Annotated in this window: 17 protein-coding genes; all 17 read left to right on the top strand. The window is 55.1% G+C overall.

The annotated features are described in order from the left end of the window. Nucleotides 1–24: 24 nt before the first annotated feature. The 17 genes from B149_RS0101445 (at nucleotide 25) to B149_RS0101365 (ending at nucleotide 18334) form a co-directional block, all read left to right on the top strand. Nucleotides 25–225 (top strand): hypothetical protein, encoded by a 201-nt coding sequence (locus B149_RS0101445; protein ID WP_018123381.1) that lies wholly within the window; start codon nucleotides 25–27, stop codon nucleotides 223–225. A 253-nt stretch (nucleotides 226–478) separates the two neighbouring features. Next, nucleotides 479–2071 (top strand): portal protein, encoded by a 1593-nt coding sequence (locus B149_RS0101440; protein ID WP_018123380.1) that lies wholly within the window; start codon nucleotides 479–481, stop codon nucleotides 2069–2071. 2 nt (nucleotides 2072–2073) lie between these two features. Further along, complete coding sequence (locus tag B149_RS18495) at nucleotides 2074–2232, top strand: hypothetical protein (RefSeq protein ID WP_018123379.1); 159 nt, start codon at nucleotides 2074–2076, stop codon at nucleotides 2230–2232. 17 nt (nucleotides 2233–2249) lie between these two features. Then, nucleotides 2250–3098, top strand: a complete 849-nt coding sequence (locus tag B149_RS17675) for a capsid assembly protein (protein WP_018123378.1) — start codon at nucleotides 2250–2252, stop codon at nucleotides 3096–3098. Between the two features lie 17 nt (nucleotides 3099–3115). After that, nucleotides 3116–3526, top strand: a complete 411-nt coding sequence (locus tag B149_RS0101425; protein ID WP_018123377.1) for a hypothetical protein — start codon at nucleotides 3116–3118, stop codon at nucleotides 3524–3526. Nucleotides 3527–3759: 233 nt separating this feature from the next. After that, entirely contained in the window at nucleotides 3760–4731 is a 972-nt protein-coding gene (locus tag B149_RS0101420) for a phage capsid protein (protein WP_018123376.1), read from the top strand. Nucleotides 4732–4802: 71 nt separating this feature from the next. Beyond that, nucleotides 4803–5408, top strand: a complete 606-nt coding sequence (locus B149_RS0101415; RefSeq protein WP_018123375.1) for a T7 tail tubular protein A — start codon at nucleotides 4803–4805, stop codon at nucleotides 5406–5408. A gap of 3 nt (nucleotides 5409–5411) precedes the next feature. Further along, nucleotides 5412–7760, top strand: a complete 2349-nt coding sequence (locus tag B149_RS0101410; RefSeq protein ID WP_018123374.1) for a phage nozzle protein — start codon at nucleotides 5412–5414, stop codon at nucleotides 7758–7760. Further along, on the top strand, nucleotides 7760–8239 hold the full coding sequence (locus B149_RS17670) for a hypothetical protein (protein ID WP_018123373.1): 480 nt from the start codon (nucleotides 7760–7762) through the stop codon (nucleotides 8237–8239). The genes B149_RS0101410 and B149_RS17670 overlap by 1 nt, the downstream gene beginning before the upstream one ends. A gap of 26 nt (nucleotides 8240–8265) precedes the next feature. Beyond that, complete coding sequence (locus B149_RS0101400) at nucleotides 8266–8802, top strand: virion core protein, T7 gp14 family (protein WP_156816710.1); 537 nt, start codon at nucleotides 8266–8268, stop codon at nucleotides 8800–8802. Nucleotides 8803–8806: 4 nt separating this feature from the next. Further along, nucleotides 8807–10624 (top strand): hypothetical protein, encoded by a 1818-nt coding sequence (locus tag B149_RS0101395; protein WP_018123371.1) that lies wholly within the window; start codon nucleotides 8807–8809, stop codon nucleotides 10622–10624. A gap of 3 nt (nucleotides 10625–10627) precedes the next feature. Next, entirely contained in the window at nucleotides 10628–14017 is a 3390-nt protein-coding gene (locus B149_RS0101390) for a hypothetical protein (RefSeq protein ID WP_018123370.1), read from the top strand. A 46-nt stretch (nucleotides 14018–14063) separates the two neighbouring features. Continuing rightward, nucleotides 14064–15056 carry a phage tail fiber domain-containing protein gene (locus B149_RS17665; protein ID WP_018123369.1) on the top strand — a complete coding sequence of 331 codons (993 nt, stop codon included), beginning with the start codon at nucleotides 14064–14066 and terminating at the stop codon, nucleotides 15054–15056. 4 nt (nucleotides 15057–15060) lie between these two features. Beyond that, on the top strand, nucleotides 15061–17340 hold the full coding sequence (locus B149_RS0101380; protein WP_018123368.1) for a DUF7483 domain-containing protein: 2280 nt from the start codon (nucleotides 15061–15063) through the stop codon (nucleotides 17338–17340). A 10-nt stretch (nucleotides 17341–17350) separates the two neighbouring features. Then, a complete protein-coding gene (locus B149_RS16135) occupies nucleotides 17351–17836 on the top strand; it encodes a phage tail assembly chaperone (protein WP_018123367.1) in 486 nt (161 codons plus the stop codon). Beyond that, nucleotides 17836–18108 carry a hypothetical protein gene (locus B149_RS0101370; RefSeq protein ID WP_018123366.1) on the top strand — a complete coding sequence of 91 codons (273 nt, stop codon included), beginning with the start codon at nucleotides 17836–17838 and terminating at the stop codon, nucleotides 18106–18108. Before B149_RS16135 ends, B149_RS0101370 begins: the two co-directional genes overlap by 1 nt. Nucleotide 18109: 1 nt before the next feature. Next, the gene (locus tag B149_RS0101365) at nucleotides 18110–18334 is read left to right on the top strand and encodes a hypothetical protein (protein ID WP_018123365.1); all 225 of its coding nucleotides are present in this window, start codon (nucleotides 18110–18112) and stop codon (nucleotides 18332–18334) included. Nucleotides 18335–18371: the final 37 nt, after the last annotated feature.

Here is an 18371-nt window from a genome sequence, read left to right as displayed (position 1 = left end):
GGCGCACTAGTAAGAGAGACTGCGATGGTAAAAACGAAAGATAAACCCATTCCTGCCATTCCTCCTCTTGATGAAGAACTCATTAAAGCTCTTGAAACAAGGTTCCCTGAAAGATGTCCGAAGCTGACCGACAGTGATCGGGATATTTGGTTCTACGCAGGGAAGAGAGCCGTAGTGAAATTCCTCTCAGAGACTTACGAGGAACAACAGGAAGAAAGACTGTAGGAGAGTCTCATGTGTTCCACTCCCGACACGCCTGAGCCGAAACCTGTAAAAGTCCCGGAACCTGCTCCGGCACCGCCTCCTCCTGAACCGACCGCTGAAGCACCCGTCACCAATGAGGGCGACGGACGTACTGCTGCCAAGAGCCAGGAACAGAAGTCGAAAAAGCGAGGTACCCAATCTCTGCGAATCGACCTGAACCTTGCTCAACCTGGTGGCAACGGTCTGAACATCCCACGCGGCTAGGAGGTAACTAATGGCGAAAGCGTCCCTCGGAAAAGCCGAGAGTCGCTACCGGGAACTGGAGACCGACCGCAACCCTTTCCTCGACCGAGCGCGTGAATGCTCGAAATACACTCTTCCGAGTCTAATCCCTCCTGATGGGCATAACGGCTCCACAAAGCTCCGCACTCCATTCCAGGGGATCGGGGCGCGTGGAACCAACAACCTCGCCTCCAAACTGCTCATCACCCTCCTCCCGCCTAACAGCCCGTTCTTCCGGTATCAGATTGACGAGTCCACCTACGAAGAGGAAGTCGATGCTGATCTGCAAACCGAAGTAGAACAGGCTCTCGCAAAGATGGAGCGCGTGGTCATGTCTGACATCGAAACGTCAGCTGACCGAGTGGCTGTCTTCGAGGCTCTCAAACACCTCATCGTCGGTGGTAACGTCTTACTGTTCGACGACGAGAACGGCCTCCGCGTGTTCCATCTGGACCGTTTCGTGTGCCGTCGTGATCCTATGGGCAGTCCCATTGAGATCGTGGTACATGAGACCGTGTCCCCGGACGCCCTCCCTGAAGACTTCTACAAGAATATCAAACGCAAGCTGAAGAAGAACGACACCGGGAAACGAGGCAGCGACAAGACGCTGTCCCTCTACACCCACATCAAGCGTGAACAGGACAAGTGGACTGTCTACCAGGAATGTGTAGGCGAGAAGGTCCCTGAGTCTGACGGAACATACCCGCTTGACGCGTGTCCCTGGATTCCGCTGCGTATCAACAGGATTGAGGGCGAGGATTACGGACGGAGCTATGTGGAAGAGTATCTGGGCGACCTCAAGTCGCTCGAAGCACTCATGCAAGCAATCGTCGAAGGATCGGCGGCTGCGGCCAAGCTCCTGATCCTGGTAGACCCCAACGGCACTACCAGAGCCAAAACAATCGAGAACGCCCCGAATGGCGCAGTGCGCGAAGGGAACGCAGACGATGTTTCCATTCTCCAGATGGATAAGTTTGCGGACTTCCGCATTGCCTATCAGACCATCGAGATGCTCACTGAGCGTCTGTCCTTTGCCTTCCTCCTGAACACCTCGATTCAGCGTAACGCCGAGCGCGTCACCGCCGAGGAAGTAAGGTACATGGCTGGCGAACTGGAGGATGCCCTGGGCGGCATCTACTCCATCCTCTCGCAGGAGTTCCAGCTGCCTTATGTGAACCGAAAGATGGTCAAGCTCCAGAAGCAGGGCGCACTCCCCGCACTCCCCAAGGACATCGTGAAGCCTTCCATCATCACTGGCCTGGAAGCACTCGGACGAGGACATGATCGGAACAAGTTGGTGAACTTCATCACCACCCTCGGTCAGACACTCGGCCCTGAAGTGATCCAGCAGTATGTGCATGTGGATGACGCTATTGCGCGTCTCGCGCTGTCCGACGGAATCGAAACCGACGGTCTGATTAAGACCAAGGAAGAGATCGCCCAGTCCCAGCAACAGGCGCAGATGCAAGCGATGATGCACCAGCTTGGCCCTGACGCGATCCAAGCGTTCAGTCAGATGGCTTCCAGTGGTGCGATCCCGAACCCAACCGCAAACCAGTCTGGCGCAAAGCCGACAGGAGAATAACCATGGCGAAGAAAAAAGATAACGCTGAAGGCAAGGCCCCTGAGAACGCTCCCAACGCTACTCCTTCCGATCCCGGAAAGCCCTCCCCTGCGAAACCCAAGGGCGACGGCAAGGGCATTGAGGTCAAGACCATCAGCGGCAGCACCCGCGTCGATTACTAAACCAAGGAGGACCACTCATGTCTGACAATCCGCACAAAGTTGAAGTCCCCGCTGACGTGACTGGTCCTGACGCACCTTCTGAGGAGCAGAATGGGAGCGAGGACCACCTCTACGCTGGCAAGTTCAAGTCCGTAGAGGATATGGAGAAAGCCTACAACGAACTCCAGTCCCTCCTGGGTAAGCGTGACAGCGGTGACACTTCGTCTGACGACGCCGCTCCTACTGACGGTAATCAGGAACAGCCCAACGAAACTCCTGACAACTCCGAGGACAAGCCCAAAGAAAAATCCGAGAATCAGGATGACGTAAATCCTGCGTTCTCTCAGGTTTCTGAAGTTCTCAAAGGGGCTGGCCTCGATATGACCGAGTTCTCGAAGGAGTTCGAGGAAAACGGCCAGCTGTCCGAAGAAAGCTACCGCAAGTTGGCAGAAGCTGGTTTTGGTAAGGAACTGGTAGACCATACTATCGGCTCCCTGCTCGGCTCCAACGAAGTCGCAGAACAGCTGGCAGAAACGCAGATCAAAGATGTGAAAGCCACTGTCGGAGGTGATGAAGGTTACTCCAAGCTCATGCAGTGGGCGAAGGTGAACCTCTCCCAGTCCGAACAGGAGCGTTACGACAAGATCATGAGCAGCGGTGACCTGGACCTCATCAAGATGACGGTCTCCGGTCTCAAAGCTCGTTACGATGCAGACTTCGGCATCGACCCCAAGCTGCGGGGCGGTCGTGGTAAAGGCTCTCCTGCGAAAGACGTATTCCGGTCCAGCCAGGAAGTGGTCGAAGCCATGCGTGATCCGCGTTACGGCAAAGACCCCGCCTACACTCAGGAGATTGCCGAGAAGGTCGCACGTTCTGATGTCTTCTAGTCCACGAGGAGGACATCATGAACATTCCCTTCATCGGGCCGCTGATCGACCTCATCGCCTCGCCCGTCAAAGGATGGGTGGAGCGTAAGAAAGTCCGCGAAGAAACCAGACTTGAAATCGAGAAACTGAACGCGCAAGCCGCCATAAAACGAGCGGAGATGTCCAAGAACGCTGAGATCGACTGGGACGCCGAGGCCATGCGGCAACGGAAGTTCACCCTGGTTGATGAAGCCTGGACACTCGCCACCCTAGCAATGCTCGTCGGCTGCTTCGTTCCTGATCTGCAACCTTATATGCGGCAGGGATTCGAGGTCCTCAAGGATTCCCCTTGGTGGCTAGAGCTTGCTGTGGTCGGCCAGATCGTCGCTGCTTTCGGTCTCCGATGGTTGTTCAAGGACTTCATTACCCGCTTCAAAATCAAACGATGATCCTACTCACCGGGAGGGCATGGTGTCCTGTAAGTCCCTCCCGGCTTTCTATCCTTGTGCCAGGGAAAGCTAGTGCGCCTCTCAAGGCGACTACTCCCACAACGTGTGTCTCGCAAAGTAAGCCAAGCCCGATGCGTCGGACAACTTGCCGCTGAAAGGCGTGGAACCACGAGTGGAGAACGGTTCAAACCCTATCCCCTCTACACCACTACTTTTGCACAAGGAGTTCTAAAATGGCCGATGCTATCCGTTCCAATCCGGGTTGGGTTAACGCGCAGTCCGACGGTTCCTGGGAGCAGGAAAACGCAATGTTCCTCAAGGTGTTCACTGGTGAAGTCCTCACCGCCTTCGAGGAAACCAACGTGATGAAGGACCTCCACCTGATGAGGACCATCAACAGCGGTAAGTCTGCGTCCTTCCCTGCGACCTGGAAGGCGACTGCCCGTTACCATACTCCGGGTACCCCGATCCTTGGTCAGAACCAGATCAAGCACAATGAACGCATCATCAAGATCGACGACCTCCTGATCTCTGACGTGTTCATCTACGATCTGGATGAAGCCAAGAACCACTACGACGTGCGTCAGGAATACACCAAGCAGCTGGGTGCTGCGCTGGCCCGTGAGTTCGACAAGAAGTGTCTCCGGGTCGCTGTCCTGAACGCTCGTGAAGCAGCTACCGTTGACGGCGGTCACGGCGGTTCTCTCCTGAAGAACACCTCCGCTGCCACCGACGGTGAAATCCTGGCTGGCATGGCCTTTGATGCCAACCAGATTTTCGACGAGAAGGACGTACCTGAGAACGACCGCTACTTCATCGTCAAGCCCGCTCAGTATTACCTGATGGCGCAGACCACCAAGCTCCTGAACCGAGACTGGGGTGGTCAGGGCGTCTACGCTGACGGCAAGATTCTCAAAGTTGCTGGCCTCTCCATCGTGAAGTCCAACAACGTCCCGGCTGGCGAGAACATTGCTTCCGCTACCTCCGGTGAGAACAACCCGTACTTCGGTGACTTCACCGACACCGTTGCCATTGCCATGCAGCGTCAGGCCATCGGCACCGTGAAGCTCAAGGACCTCGCTCTCCAGAAGACCGGAAACGACTTCGAGGTGATGTACCAGGGCACCCTGTTCGTCGCCAAGTACGCGATGGGCCACGGCTTCCTGCGCCCTGAATGCAGCGTTGAAATCTCCAAGGCTGCCTAACCAGCAATAGCTGACATCAAGGGAGGACTCTTCAACACGAGGGTCCTCCCTTTTTTGTCAAGGAGGCACCTATGCTCCGCAATACTCCTACCACCGAGCTTGAAGCGGTCAACACTATACTCTCCACCATTGGAGAAACTCCGGTTTCCAGCCTTGGCGACAGTCTTACCACTGATGCAGTTGTGGCGCAGAACATTCTACACGAAGTCAGTAACGAGATGCAGACAGAAGGGTGGCACTTCAATACCGAAGTCGAATACCCGCTCGTTCCTGATCTCGCCACCAAGAACATCATGCTGCCGCAGAATTGCGTGAACGTAGACCTGGACCCTCTCCAGTATCCCGACAGGGATGTAGTGGTGCGTGGAAAGAGGCTCTACGACCGCAGGAAGCATACCTATGAGTTCAACGAGACGCTCTACGCGGAAGTGATCCTCCTGCTCCCGTTCGAGGAAATGCCGGAAGCCGCTCGTCGGTACGCCACCATCCGTGCCGCCAGAATCTTCCAGGACCGTGTTGTTGGTTCCGACACTCTCCATGCCTTCAATGAGGTGGACGAGATAAAAGCGCGTTCGATCCTTGTAGATAGTCAGAGCGAGAATGCGGACTCCAACGTATTCACCGGGGCGTCCGGGATTCTTTCCAACTGGAGCGTCGGGCAAGTCTTAACGAGGTAACAAATGGCAATCATCTCCACCTCTATCCCGAACATGGTGAACGGAGTGAGCCAGCAGCCTTACGCGCTGCGGTTGTCCTCGCAGTGCGAACTCCAGGACAACGCATACTCCAGTGTAGTCGAAGGTCTCAGAAAACGCCCAGCGACTTCCCATGTTGCCAAGATTCTCGATGGTCAGATGGGCAACGCTTACACCCACGTCATCAATCGGGACATGAACGAGCGATACCTCGTGGTCCTCTCCGACGGTGATATTAAGGTGTTCGATCTGGACGGTAACGAAAAGACCGTGAACTTTCCTGAAGGTAAAGAATACCTGTCTGCCCCCGATGCCTCCAAGCAGTTTCGAGCCATAACCATCGCTGACCACACGTTCGTCGTGAACACTCAAGTGAAGGTGGAGATGGATCAGGCCGATCTTTCCCCGTCGCGTGGGGTTGAAGGCATCGTTTTCATCAAACAGGCCAGCTACGACACGACCTACAGCGTCACAGTCGATGGCTACAAGGCCAGCGCAAGCATCGGCTCCAGCCCTCCGTGTGAAACCACGAAGGTGGCCGAAGACCTCAAGGCTGATCTGGAGGCCAACCTGACGGGCTTCCTGATTGACATGAAGCAGTCCACCCTCTGGATTCGCCGTGAGGACGGCGCAGACTTCAACTTGGAAGTCGAGGACAGCCGTTCAAACTCACACACCACAATGGCGAAGACGAGGACCCAGCGGTTCAGCGAACTGCCTACTGTGGCTCCTCGTGATTTCACCGTTGAGATCGTTGGCGACAACACCTCAAACTTCGACAACTATTATGTCAAGTTCGTCCCGAACAACGATGATGAAACAATCCAGTTCGACAGCGGTGTCTGGCTGGAAACCGTGAAGCCCAACATCCCCTGGAAGTTCGACGCTTCCACCATGCCACACGCGCTCGTAAGGGAGGCTGATGGCACCTTCACGTTCAAAACGGTTGAATGGGGACAAAGGGAAGTGGGTGACGAAGAGAGCGCACAGGCTCCTTCTTTCGTGGGAAAGTCTCTCAACGACATCTTCTTCTACAGGAATCGTCTTGGCTTCCTGTCAGATGAGAACTGCGTCCTTTCCCAGGCCGCTGAGTTCTTCAAGTTCTTTCCTTCGACTGTCACAACGCTGGTTGACTCTGACCCCATAGACGTGGCGGCAAGCCATACCAAGGTCTCCGTCCTTCATCACGCGATCCCCTTCAACGAGGAGCTTCTCCTGTTCTCCGACCAGACCCAGTTCACGCTGGACGGTGGCGACGTACTGTCCCCGACGACTGCCGCCATCACCAACCTGACGGACTTCGAGGCGTCCCTGGATGCAAAGCCCGTCGGTGCTGGTAAGAACGTCTTCTTTGCGGTGAACAAAGGGCGGTATTCCGGCATCCGGGAATACTACATCATCGACGATACTGACGCGAAGGACGCTGCCGAGATCACTGGACACGTCCCACAGTACATTCCTGGAGGCGTCCACAAACTCTCTGTAGCCACCAACGAGGACATTCTCGCTGTCCTTTCTTCCGATGCCCCTGGAAGCGTCTACATCTACAAATACTATTGGTCCGGGGCTGAAAAGATGCAGAGTTCGTGGGGACGTTGGACGTTCTCAGGCTCGGTCTTGAACGCTGAGTTCCTGGATACGTCCCTGTTCCTCGTCGTCCAGTACCCTGACGGTGTTTACATGGAACGTATGGACGTAGAACCCGGCCACAAAGACCCGGATGCTCCGTTCGAGTATCATCTGGATCGCAAGGTCACGGAAGCGGCCTGTCAGGTCTCCTATGACGAGATCAGCAACAGCACCACCTTTGTTCTCCCCTACTCGCACGACGGTGACGTGACCGTGGTCACACGGCACGGTGGCTCTGTTCCTGGGAAGGTTCTGGGGATTGAAGCACGAGACGGAAACGCGATCACGGTATTCGGTAAGTGGGACACCGAGAAAGTCTTTATTGGAGTCCCTTACACCCTCCGTTACCGCTTCTCCACTCAGGTCATCAAAGAAGAAGCGATGGGAGGCGGGCAGTCCGTGGTCGGTGCCGGAAGACTCCAGATGCGCTTCTGGACTGTGATCTTCGCAGATACCGGATACTTCCGCGCCGAAGTCACTCCTCTTTACCGGGAAACGCAAAAGTACGAGTTCACTGGCCGTGTTCTCGGCTCCGGTTCCAACGTAATCGGTGAAATGCCCCTCGAAAACGGCAAGCACCGATTCCCCGTGATGTCCAAAAACGATCAAGTACAGGTCGATCTTGTCAACGACAGCTTCCTACCGAGTAAGTTCCTTTCGGCAGAGTGGGAAGCTCTCTACACAATCAGGAGTAAACGTCTGTAATGAATAAGTATGTGAGACCAGCAACCATTGAGGACATCAAGGTACTGGCCCCACAACTCCGCAGCGCAGACGTAGAAGAGGTCAGAGCGGCCATCGGGGAATACTCGGTGGCCTACCTCGAACGTGCTTTCTACGCTTCCGACCCCTGCTACGTCATGCTTGGGGAGGAAGGCGACCTCGTTGGTATCTACGGCGTGGTCCCTAACCCTCTTCAGTTGAACAGCGGGGCTGTGTGGATGCACTGCACTGACACGCTTGAGAAGTATCCTTTCCAGTTTCTCAGGCGCAGCAGGGAAGGCGCGGATCGCCTCCATGACACCTACGATCTCCTCTACAACTTCGTCGATGCCAGGAACACCGTCCATATCAAATGGCTCCGGTGGTCAGGCTTCAAGTTCATTAACTACCACCCAAACCACGGGAAGGGAAAACGCCCCTTCTACGAGTTCGTGAGGATTCGCCCATGTGTGAAGCAATGACGGCAACTCAAATGTTTGTAGCTTCAATGGCGATGAGCGCGGCGTCTGCCGGGGCGAACTACATGATGTCGCAGGAACAGGCGAACGCACAGGCCGAGTATCAGGCACGGATGGCTGAAGAGAACCAACGGGCCATGCTCCAGAACGCCGAGATCGCCAACCAGACGTACCGAGAACAAGCTGCTGCCGCCAACATGGAAATCATGCAGAAACGGGAGGCAACAGCGGAGGAAATACAGGACCTCAAGATCGAAAGGCTCCAGAAGGCTGGTACTGCCCTGGCCTCCAGTGAATCCGCTGGGGTCTCGTTTGAGAACCTGATGGCCGACTTCTACAGACAGGAAGCGCGGTACAGGGACTCCATGAGGCACAGTCTGGAAATGGACGCTGTCCAGAACGACATCCAGATCAAGGGCTTCCGTCGTGAGGCCCAGAACAGAGGCAAGAGCTTCCAGAGGTACACCCCGGCACCTGTGAACAATCCGAGCCTCTTGGCTTCTGGTCTTTCCCTCGGCACGTCTGCGCTCAATAACCACTACAAATACTTCGGAAAGAAGGAGTAGATAAATGGCACGAGTAGTCCAGAAGCTCCAACAGCGACGTGGAGCGCAGCCTTCGATAAACGCCCGTGCCGCTGACAGTTATGTGAGGCAGCTGCCGGGGATGATCGGTAGGCCGAATATGAAATCCGGCGGCTGGACGCAGCTGGCCTCTGCCCTCTCAGACGCTGAACCCAAACTCCAGAGGTTTCTGGATGGAAAGCATGAGCAGTGGAAGTCGGATCAACTGGAGGAAGGTGTAGCCCTCTTCCAGAAGAACCGCATGGCCTGGAAAGAGTTCGTCGCTGCAAACCCGGAGTATGCCGGGGCCAACCCTCACCTCCAGCGCGGTTTCAATCTCGCATGGCTCCAGAACAAAGGGCTGGACTTCGAGGCTGAACTGAACGGCTGGTGGGAGGACAACCGCAACAAAGTAGACCCGAACGATCCGACATCGGTCAACCAAGGCATGAATCAGTTTGCCGAGGAGTGGATGGAACGTGAGTTCGGGCAGACGGACATTGACGATGATCTAGTTGCAGAAGGCTTGCAGAAGCCCATGCAGAAAGCCATCGAGTCGGTTTTCACACGGCACAACCAATGGCGAATGAACGCCAACATCGAAAGGGCCAAGACCGAGCTTGGGGGTTACGTCAACCGTATAGGCGATAAGTACGCCCTGGCTGGCGATTGGGAAACTTCAGCAGGAACTGTTGAGTCTGCCCAGAAGTTGGCCGTGGAAATCCAGGGACAACTCGACGACATGATCGCCAACGGTCTTTCGGCCACGGAAGCGAACCAGCGTGTCGTAGACGAGTTGGCGACTGTTGCGAAAGAGCATCAGAACGCCGAGATCATGCAAGCTCTGGATTACATTTCCACCGCCAAGGACGAAAATGGCAAGCCCATCGCTACACTCGGAGGTGGCGGCTACGGTGCCAGGGTTCGCGAGAACGTCGAGAACCTGATCGAAAATCAGGAGATGAAGAAGTGGGACTTCGAGCGGCGGCAAGAGGCTCACTTCAAGCAGCAGAAGGCCGAGTCCTTAATTGCTGAACTCCAAACCGAGATGCTCGACGATCCCTCTGCGGATTATACACAGAACGAGTTGTACCGAGAGCTTACTCGCCTCGATCCCTCAAAGGCACGTTCACTCATCGGTTTCCAGGACAGGGTCATCACTGCAAAGACCACGAAATTTGTCCCCACTGAGGATTCCATCGAAACCGCAGCGGACTTCAGGCTCCGCATCTCGAAGTTCGACATCACCCCTGACGAGATTCGTGAAGGACTGATGACGAAGTACGATATGTCTACCTTCAAGGCTCTCATGGACGATTACGATTCCACCATGCGGTACGAGAACCAGCTGCGCGATGGGACTGTCTCGCAGATAGCCCGTGACACCTCTCGTGTGATCCGGGGAAGTGACCCCTACAGCGTAACGGCTGACGACGATCTCCGAGCTACCGAAGCGCGTAATCTGTTCAACGACAAGCTCATCACCTGGATGGAAGAGTACCAAGAGGAACACAACGGGAACAAACCGCCTTTGCGTTCTGTCCGATTGAAAGCCTACGACCTCCAAGAGGAAATCCTCAAGATGGAAAGATTCAAGCCGAGGGATATCAACCAACCTTTGGAAAGTCCCTCGTCCATCTCCGCTCAGGAGGATCGCGATCAGTTCCTCCAGTTACTCATGGCGTACAACGCTGGTGAAACCACGGAAATGAGTCAGCTGGCTCAACAGGCTGGTGTCAGCGATGTTGACGCCTTCATCGTACAACGAGCAAAGGAACTCGGCCTGGAGCGTTACATCCAGGTCGCAGAAGATACACAGGAGTAAACAATGGCGAAGGTCGTCATCGACTACGATAAAATGCGTGAGGATGGGCTGCTCCCGCCTGAACCCGCTGACGCTCCCGCTGACAGTCCCGCAGTGGAGGTCAACGTCGAGGGCGATCCTGGCCTCCTCGAACAGGCTGCGGATGTCGTCAACGGTGCAGCTGGCGGCGTCCGCAATGCCATACAAGAAACCGTTGACTTCGGTGTGGGCGTGTACGACGCAGTGGACAACCACACGTTCGACGCTGCCGCCCATGCCATAGACCCCAACATAGACCCTGAAGCTGACGACGGAACTCCCGAATGGTTGACCCTGCCCGAAGCTGAAGTGAATACCACCGCAGGACAGATCACCCGCGACGTAGCTCAGTTCGTCACAGGCTTCGTCGGAGCCGGGAAGTTCCTCAAAGGGGCCAAACTGTTCCAGGGTGGCGGGAAAGCCCTCCAATACGGACGGGCCACCCTTCAAGGCGCGATGGCTGACGGCATTGCGATGGACCCGCAGCAGGAACGATTGTCCAACCTGATCGAGGAGTATCCGTCACTCCAGACGCCGATCACTGACTACCTCGCAGCTGACCCCGAAGACAGCGATGCCGAAGGACGGCTCAAGAATGCACTTGAAGGAATCGTCCTTGGTGCCGCCACGGACGGCTTCGTGTCTGTCCTCAAAACCATGAAACGCGGGATGAAACCTGTCGCCGAAAATGTAAGCAAAGAGGCGCAGGAACAGATCATTCGTGAAGGCGTGGAAGAGACCGACAGAGCCATCAGCAATGTCTCCGAGATCGAAACCATCGAACGTGAGACAGGAATCGCCGTTGACGGTGATGTCAAGGCGCGTGCAGCCGCTGCTGAAGAAATCAACGAACGTCCTTCGGTGGATGTTGAAGGCTTCAAGAATCACCTCCTCAAGGTAGGGCGTGGTGAGGCTGACCTCGGTGAGTTCGACAACTCCCTCTTCAACATCGAGAAGTGGGATAGTCCCGACGAGGTGAAAGTCGTTGAGCAAGCGTTGGAAAACGAGATCGCTCCTGAGATCATCGAAAGGGCTGGCGGTGTCCAGTCCCTTGAAAAGATCGGGACGGACGCTGCGAAGGATGTCGCTGAGATGGTCGGTTCTGACACTGACACGCTCATGCACACCCTCGGCCAGACCGCTGATGGTATGGAAGGGTTGGCCCGAAAGATGGTCTCAGGGAAGCTCATGCTCCAAAGTTACAACAAGGAGATCGCTGAGACGGTCAAGAGGATCAACCTCAAGCCGACCGAAGCTGACCAGCTGCGTCTTGTGAAGCTCGTGGATCAAGCCACTGGCTACATGGATTCACTCAAGCGTATGCAGACGGAAGCTGCAAGGGCTACCTCGGCTGGCCGTATCATGACCTGGGATGCTGTGAAGACAGCTGACATTGACCTCATCAACGAGACTCTTGAGAAGGTAGGCGGGAAGAAGCGTGTCCAGCGTTTCGCCCGTATGATGGAGGCTGCGAACGGTGACCCGAAGGCCATGTCCAAACTCATGCGGAAAGGCTGGAAGGGCAAGCTGTTTGACATCTCGATGGAATACTACATCAACGCCCTTCTTTCCGGCGTTAAGACCCATGTGGTCAACCTCACAAACACCGTGAAAGCCTTCTCAATGCCTGTCGAAAAAATGGTCGGCTCCGTGGGGCGCGGCGGTTTCGACAAGGAAATGTTCATGGAAGGCCAGAAGCAACTGGTGTCCATGCACAAGTTCCTGGGCGATGCTTGGCAGATGGCCGGGAAAGCCTTGAAGATGGAGGAGAACATCCTCGACCCCATGCACAAGGTCCAGGATGCCCCCATGTATTCACTCTCCCCGCAGAACCTCGGTATTGAAGGACAGTCCTTCTTCCGTCCTGGCGTAGGGATGTCAGAAGCTGATCCTATGGCTTCCTTCGTTGACGGACTGGGACAACTGACGCGCATCCCTTCGCGCCTTCTCATGGCCTCTGACGAGTTCTTCAAACAAGTCTCCTACCGCTCCCATCTGTATTCGCAACTCTACACTCAGGGCGTGAAGCAGAAGCTCGAAGGGGAAGCTCTCCAGGAGTTCATCGACTCGAAGTTCGCCAAGTTCTTCGACGAGTCCGGTGCTGGCCTTGCCAAGGATTCTCTCCAGTGGTCCCGAGAATCAACCTTCACGCAGGACTTGGAGTATGGCTTTGGAAAAGGTCTCCAAACCTTCGCTAATACAGTACCCCTGTTACGCCTCATCTTCCCGTTCATTCGCACTCCCACAAACATCCTTCGGAACGTCGTGGACCACACCCCAGGCGCAGCTAGGATGACCAAGCGGTGGTCCGGTGCAATGGCCGAGGGAGGCGAACGTGCTGCCCTGGCAAAGGGTGCAGAGCGTGTCGGCGGGATGTTGTGGGCCACTGGCTTCATGATGGCGGCGAACGGACAGATCACCGGAGGTGGTCCGAAAGACTGGAAGATGCGCCAGAACCTCCTGCGCTCCGGCTGGCAGCCCTATTCCTTTAAGGTGGGTGACAAATACGTCTCGTTCAGCCGCGCTGACCCCTGGGGATCGTTCTTCGGCCTTGCCGCTGACCTCTACGAGATCAATCAGGATATGAGTGACACTGAACTCGGTGAGGTTGCCAAAATGGGGATGATGGCTTTACAGCGAAACATCACCTCAAAGACGTACTTGAGGGGGTTGACCGATTTAATAAACGCCCTCAACGATCCTGAACGGTACGGAGAAAGGTTCGTTCACAACTTCGTATCGTCCTGGGTTCCTTTCAGTTCCGGCATGACCATGTTCAGGAACGCGGAAGACCCGAACATGCGTGAAGTGTGGGATGTCGTGGATGCAATCAAGAATCGGCTTCCCGGCTACTCCGAGGAACTCCCGGCCAAACGCGACTGGCTCACTGGTGAACCCATCACCTACGGCGGTGCCTTCAGCCGCACGGTCAACCCATTCACCGTTTGGCAGGACAAGAACGATCCTGTGATGGATGAGCTTGTGCGCCTGGGACATGGTTTCTCTGCGCCTCCGAAGTACATCCAGCAGGGCGGCGGCAAGGTTGAACTGGATTCGACCTTGTACTCTGAGTTCTGCAAGCTCCACGGCACCACCAGGATCGGGCGGTACACCCTCCGGGAACGCCTGGAGCGTGTGATGAAGTCCAAGGCATACGACATCAACCGCGAAAAGTATGCAGACACAGGTGACGAGTACACCTCTCGCCGCGTGATGATGATCCAGAAGTGGATTACGGCGTACCGGAAGAAGGCAAAACACGAACTTCTCGACCGTAATCCTGAACTGGCTGCAAAGCTGCGCCAAGCCCGAAGCGAGGCTATTGCAGCGAAGCGAGGCAAGCCAGTCGATAATCTAATCAACTTCGGACAGTAACTACAAGGAGGCCCTGGGAAACCGGGGCCTCTCTTTTGGAGGATATATGCCTTACAGCTACAACCTCTATGCTGGGGACGGCAACAACACGCTGTTCCAGGTCTCTGTTCCCTTCATCGAGAAAGAGCATGTCAAAGTTTACGTCGATGGTGTGGAGACTGAGTACGCCTGGGCGAACGACGGAACCGTGGAGATCACTCCCGCCCCAGGAATTGGTGTATCAGTAAAAGTACAGCGGGAAACTCCGCAGGATCGCCGTCTGGTGGACTTCCAGAACGGCACCAATTTCACTGAAAAGGAACTGGATAACGCCACGTTCCAAATGCTCTACATCGTTCAGGAGACTGTGGACAAGCTCACTGAACAGATTCAGGTAGATGCGACTGGTCAGTTCAATGCACTGGCAAAGCGTCTCACCAACCTTGCGGACCCTATCAACGACTCTGACGCCGTGACCAAAGGTTACATCGAAGGAGGCGTGATCGCCCCTGCCGAGGCAGCACGAGACGAAGCTGTCGCAGCCAAGAACACAACCACTTCCCTTCGGGATGAGACGGCTGGATACAAGGATACGGCGGTTTCGGCCAAGGACACTGCTGTAACGGCCAAGGATATGGCTGTCGTAGCGCGTGATGAAGCTGTCGCTGCCCGTGACGCAATGCCTCCCGCTGACACGATCCTTGTAGACGGCGATATCGGAACGGCTGTTCAGCAGCACGACCCTGCCACGCTTAAATCCGACCTCTCCGCTTCACTCAGTGTGGGATATCTGGAGACTCCTGTAGCCTTCACGAACCCGCCGCAGCCCTCCAGAGCCAATATCCAGACCCTTGATACGACTGGTGGTGTCTCTATCGGTGACATGAGCGAGACCGGGCGTTTGGTCATTCTGGCTTCCGGCAGCGGTGAAGTATCCCTCCACGCCAATTACAGCGGTGGAATCATCGGCAGCTACGACAACAACAATGGCAGGGCTGTGATCCAACTCATAAATGATGGAACTCAGAAGTGGGCCATCATCTCCAACACGGAGGGATAGCGATATGGGACTTGTTAACGATCTGGCTGTATCAGCTGGAAAGAAAGTCTACGGACAAGCGATTGAGCATTCCGCTGTGTTTGATGGGACCAGTGACTACACAATGAGACTTTCGAGTGTGGAGGGTGACAGATCAAAGTTCACCTTCTCAACTTGGTTCAAGCCCTCCAACATAGCAGTTAATCAGCACATCATTTTCAGTGTGTCCAGTACCAACGAAAACAAGACTCGCATCGTGCTGCTTCCTGATGGACGGCTCCAGTTCAGGCACAACAAAGCGGGGCAGCTTCGTTGTAGTTGGGAAAGTAATAATTACTTCAAAGACGAGACTAACTGGTACAACCTTGTTGTGATTGTTGATAGCTCTGAAGCGGATCTGAACGACCGCTGTAAGATGTATGTCAACGGAAAGCGTATTCCGGGTGCTTGGTCATCCAACATGGCACAAGGATACGCAGATTTTATGACTGGCGCACAGAACTCGGAATACTGTCTGGGTAAAATTTGGCACATAAGTGGCGATGTCTATTCTGGCTATCTCGCTGAGAGTGTCTATCTTGACGGTATAACCGCTGATTGCACAGCTTTCGGAGCTTTCTCCGAAGCAGTCGATGGATTGTGGGTGCCTAAAAAATACTCCGGCGAGTACGGAGTTAACGGTTTCCACCTCAACTTCGCTGATGGCTCTGCTTTGGGAAAAGATGTGTCGGGCAATGGTCACAACATGACTGTATACGGCTCTCCAGTCCAGACTCCCGACACTCCCACGAACAACTACGCCATTATAGACCCGCACAGACGGTGGATATACGGGGCGACTCTCTCCGAAGGCAACACTCAGGTGTATACCAGTGGCGGAGGTCGTCAGGCCGGACAGTCCACCATGTCCATGTCCACGGGCAAGTGGTACTGCGAGATGGCTACCGACCCTGCTGAGGGGGACAACTGGAACGTGGGAATCATTGCCACCAAGAACAACCCGAACTACACGGACGCGATCCAGCGGGAAGCCGGCTCGTATCTGATCGTCAACAACGATGAATACAAGAATGGTTCTCTTACCGCTTCCGCAGTGATCCCGTCTGACATTGATGTGGGAGAGGTGGCAGGGCTGGCTTTTGACGCTGACGCTGGCACTCTCATGATCTACATCAATGGAGTCCATCAGCACACTATTACTGGTATTCCTCACAACGAGTACACCTTTGTCGGCGGTGACGCGGGTGACAGTTACGCGCTCAAGGATGTCCGCTTTCGCTTCCGCGAAGACCTCTGGCAGTACGCGCCACCCGAAGGGTACAAAGCTCTTTGTTCGCAGAACCTCACCGACCCAAAAACCATTGACCCGGCGAAGGGTGTGGACATCGTGCTTCGCAGCGGTACGGGCGCGGACGCCACGGTGAGCGGTCTCGGTTTCGCGCCGGACTTCATTCTGACCAAGGCTAGAGACGTTTCGTATAGTTGGAACCTGTTCGATACCACAAGAGGCTCCAGTAAGGTTCTTTTCACCAACAAATCTAATGCCGAGGCAACCCATAATGACAGACTACTCTCGTTTAATTCTGACGGATTCACTGTGGGAAGCGGCGGGGGCACTAACGATTCGGGGCGCGACTACATCAATTTCTGCCTCAAGAGCAGCCCGGAGTTCGGCTTCGACATCGTAAAATACACTGGTGACGGTGTCGCAGGGCGGCAGATTGCGCACAATTGCGGCGGTGTGCCTGAGATGATCTGGGTAAAGTGCCTGAGCAACAACTTCAATTGGGCTGTTTACCACAAAGACGTGGGTCCGCAGTATTATCTAGTTCTTAATTCCAGCAGCGGGGATATAAACTCGGGAACTGTCTGGAATGACACCTCACCCGACAGTAGCAGCTTCACGGCTGGGGTCGCCGGACTCACCAACAATAACGGCGAAGAGTATATCGCCTACATCTTCCGCTCCGTGCCCGGCTTCTCCAAGGTGTTCAGCTACGAGGGCAACGGCAGTGCAGATGGGCCGTTCGTGGACCTTGGCTTCACGCCTTTCGCCATGATGATGAAGAATACTGACGCATCAGAACACTGGAGATTCTACGACTCTGTGCGTGACCCTTGTAACCCCGCAGACAAGCTATTGCAACCGAACATCGACAATGTAGAGGGTGTTGGGCACAACTTCCAGTTTCACACTAATGGCATGAAGGTGGTCAGCCCCTATAGCTCGGTAAACAGCAACGGCCACAAAATGGTCGGCATCGCATGGGCCGCGCATCCCCTCAAATACTCTAACGCATTCTAAAGGAGCCTTTATGTGGAGACACCCTGACGGGACGTTCCGGGTGAACCTTCCTCCCAAGGTGCGGCACGGTGACTACATCGTACCCTCCCGGAGTCTGTCCAGAGAACAACTGGCTTCCCTTGGCTACCATGAAGCCATTCCGCTCAAGCGGGAGCCTTTCACCAGATACACAACGGAATGGCAATTGGGCGACGATCTCATCTACAGGGAAGTCGCTCTTTCCCAAAACGTAGACAACGTGGCTAAAGAAGCTGCCAAAGCCGACAAGGTGCGGACTGAACGTGATAGACGTATTCAGGCAGTGATGTGGCGTGTTCAGCGGTGGGAAGCTCAGAATCGCATGGGCCTCTCTCCTGTTGACGATATTGCTGCTCTCGATTCCTATGTTCAGGCCCTTCGCGATCTCCCGGAACAAGCCGGGTTTCCCCATGACGTGGTATGGCCTACCGTGCCGGAGGAGCCTGTTGTCGAACAGCCCACTGAAGGAGCGGCCTGATGACTCCCAAAGACAGTCATTCGTGTACCGCAGGAGACCGCTTCGACCGGATCGAGGACTGGCTTGAAAAGATGGCCTCTCAAATCGAGAAAGTGACCGAGCTTCTGGTCGAAACACGCTACAACAAGAAGGCCCTGGACGATCACGAGAAGCGCATTCGTGTTCTGGAAAAAGCATCCACACGGAACACCATGCTCTCCAAATGGGCAGAGCGATTGGTGTGGGCTTTCGTGGCTGTCGCAATGTATCTGCTTCGCTCTCAAGGAGTGTGACATGCCTAAAGCAACTCAAGATTCCCTGTCCGAACTCCACGGGATGCTGGCGAAGGTCATGTCCGAGAAACTCAAATCCGGTGACGTGACCGCCAGTGACCTGAACGTGATCCGCGCCTTCCTCAAGGACAACGGCGTGGACACCGATCCTCAGACCGATGAAAATATGCAGTCCATCGTCAATGAACTCCCTGAGTACGACATGGACCCGCGCTTCCTCGCCTAACTCCCACCTCCCTCAAATTCGCTCAAAAATAGCCCTC

The sequence above is a fragment of the Desulfovibrio oxyclinae DSM 11498 genome, from assembly GCF_000375485.1.
Taxonomy (GTDB): domain Bacteria; phylum Desulfobacterota; class Desulfovibrionia; order Desulfovibrionales; family Desulfovibrionaceae; genus Pseudodesulfovibrio; species Pseudodesulfovibrio oxyclinae.
This window is presented reverse-complemented; position numbering and strand designations above follow the sequence as displayed.

Bases quoted from the DNA above. Each gene is read 5' to 3' on its own strand.
- B149_RS0101445 (WP_018123381.1), top strand. From the start codon at position 25: ATGGTAAAAACGAAAGATAAACCCATTCCTGCCATTCCTCCTCTTGAT.
- B149_RS0101440 (WP_018123380.1), top strand. From the start codon at position 479: ATGGCGAAAGCGTCCCTCGGAAAAGCCGAGAGTCGCTACCGGGAACTG.
- B149_RS18495 (WP_018123379.1), top strand. From the start codon at position 2,074: ATGGCGAAGAAAAAAGATAACGCTGAAGGCAAGGCCCCTGAGAACGCT.
- B149_RS17675 (WP_018123378.1), top strand. From the start codon at position 2,250: ATGTCTGACAATCCGCACAAAGTTGAAGTCCCCGCTGACGTGACTGGT.
- B149_RS0101425 (WP_018123377.1), top strand. From the start codon at position 3,116: ATGAACATTCCCTTCATCGGGCCGCTGATCGACCTCATCGCCTCGCCC.
- B149_RS0101420 (WP_018123376.1), top strand. From the start codon at position 3,760: ATGGCCGATGCTATCCGTTCCAATCCGGGTTGGGTTAACGCGCAGTCC.
- B149_RS0101415 (WP_018123375.1), top strand. From the start codon at position 4,803: ATGCTCCGCAATACTCCTACCACCGAGCTTGAAGCGGTCAACACTATA.
- B149_RS0101410 (WP_018123374.1), top strand. From the start codon at position 5,412: ATGGCAATCATCTCCACCTCTATCCCGAACATGGTGAACGGAGTGAGC.
- B149_RS17670 (WP_018123373.1), top strand. From the start codon at position 7,760: ATGAATAAGTATGTGAGACCAGCAACCATTGAGGACATCAAGGTACTG.
- B149_RS0101400 (WP_156816710.1), top strand. From the start codon at position 8,266: ATGGCGATGAGCGCGGCGTCTGCCGGGGCGAACTACATGATGTCGCAG.
- B149_RS0101395 (WP_018123371.1), top strand. From the start codon at position 8,807: ATGGCACGAGTAGTCCAGAAGCTCCAACAGCGACGTGGAGCGCAGCCT.
- B149_RS0101390 (WP_018123370.1), top strand. From the start codon at position 10,628: ATGGCGAAGGTCGTCATCGACTACGATAAAATGCGTGAGGATGGGCTG.
- B149_RS17665 (WP_018123369.1), top strand. From the start codon at position 14,064: ATGCCTTACAGCTACAACCTCTATGCTGGGGACGGCAACAACACGCTG.
- B149_RS0101380 (WP_018123368.1), top strand. From the start codon at position 15,061: ATGGGACTTGTTAACGATCTGGCTGTATCAGCTGGAAAGAAAGTCTAC.
- B149_RS16135 (WP_018123367.1), top strand. From the start codon at position 17,351: ATGTGGAGACACCCTGACGGGACGTTCCGGGTGAACCTTCCTCCCAAG.
- B149_RS0101370 (WP_018123366.1), top strand. From the start codon at position 17,836: ATGACTCCCAAAGACAGTCATTCGTGTACCGCAGGAGACCGCTTCGAC.
- B149_RS0101365 (WP_018123365.1), top strand. From the start codon at position 18,110: ATGCCTAAAGCAACTCAAGATTCCCTGTCCGAACTCCACGGGATGCTG.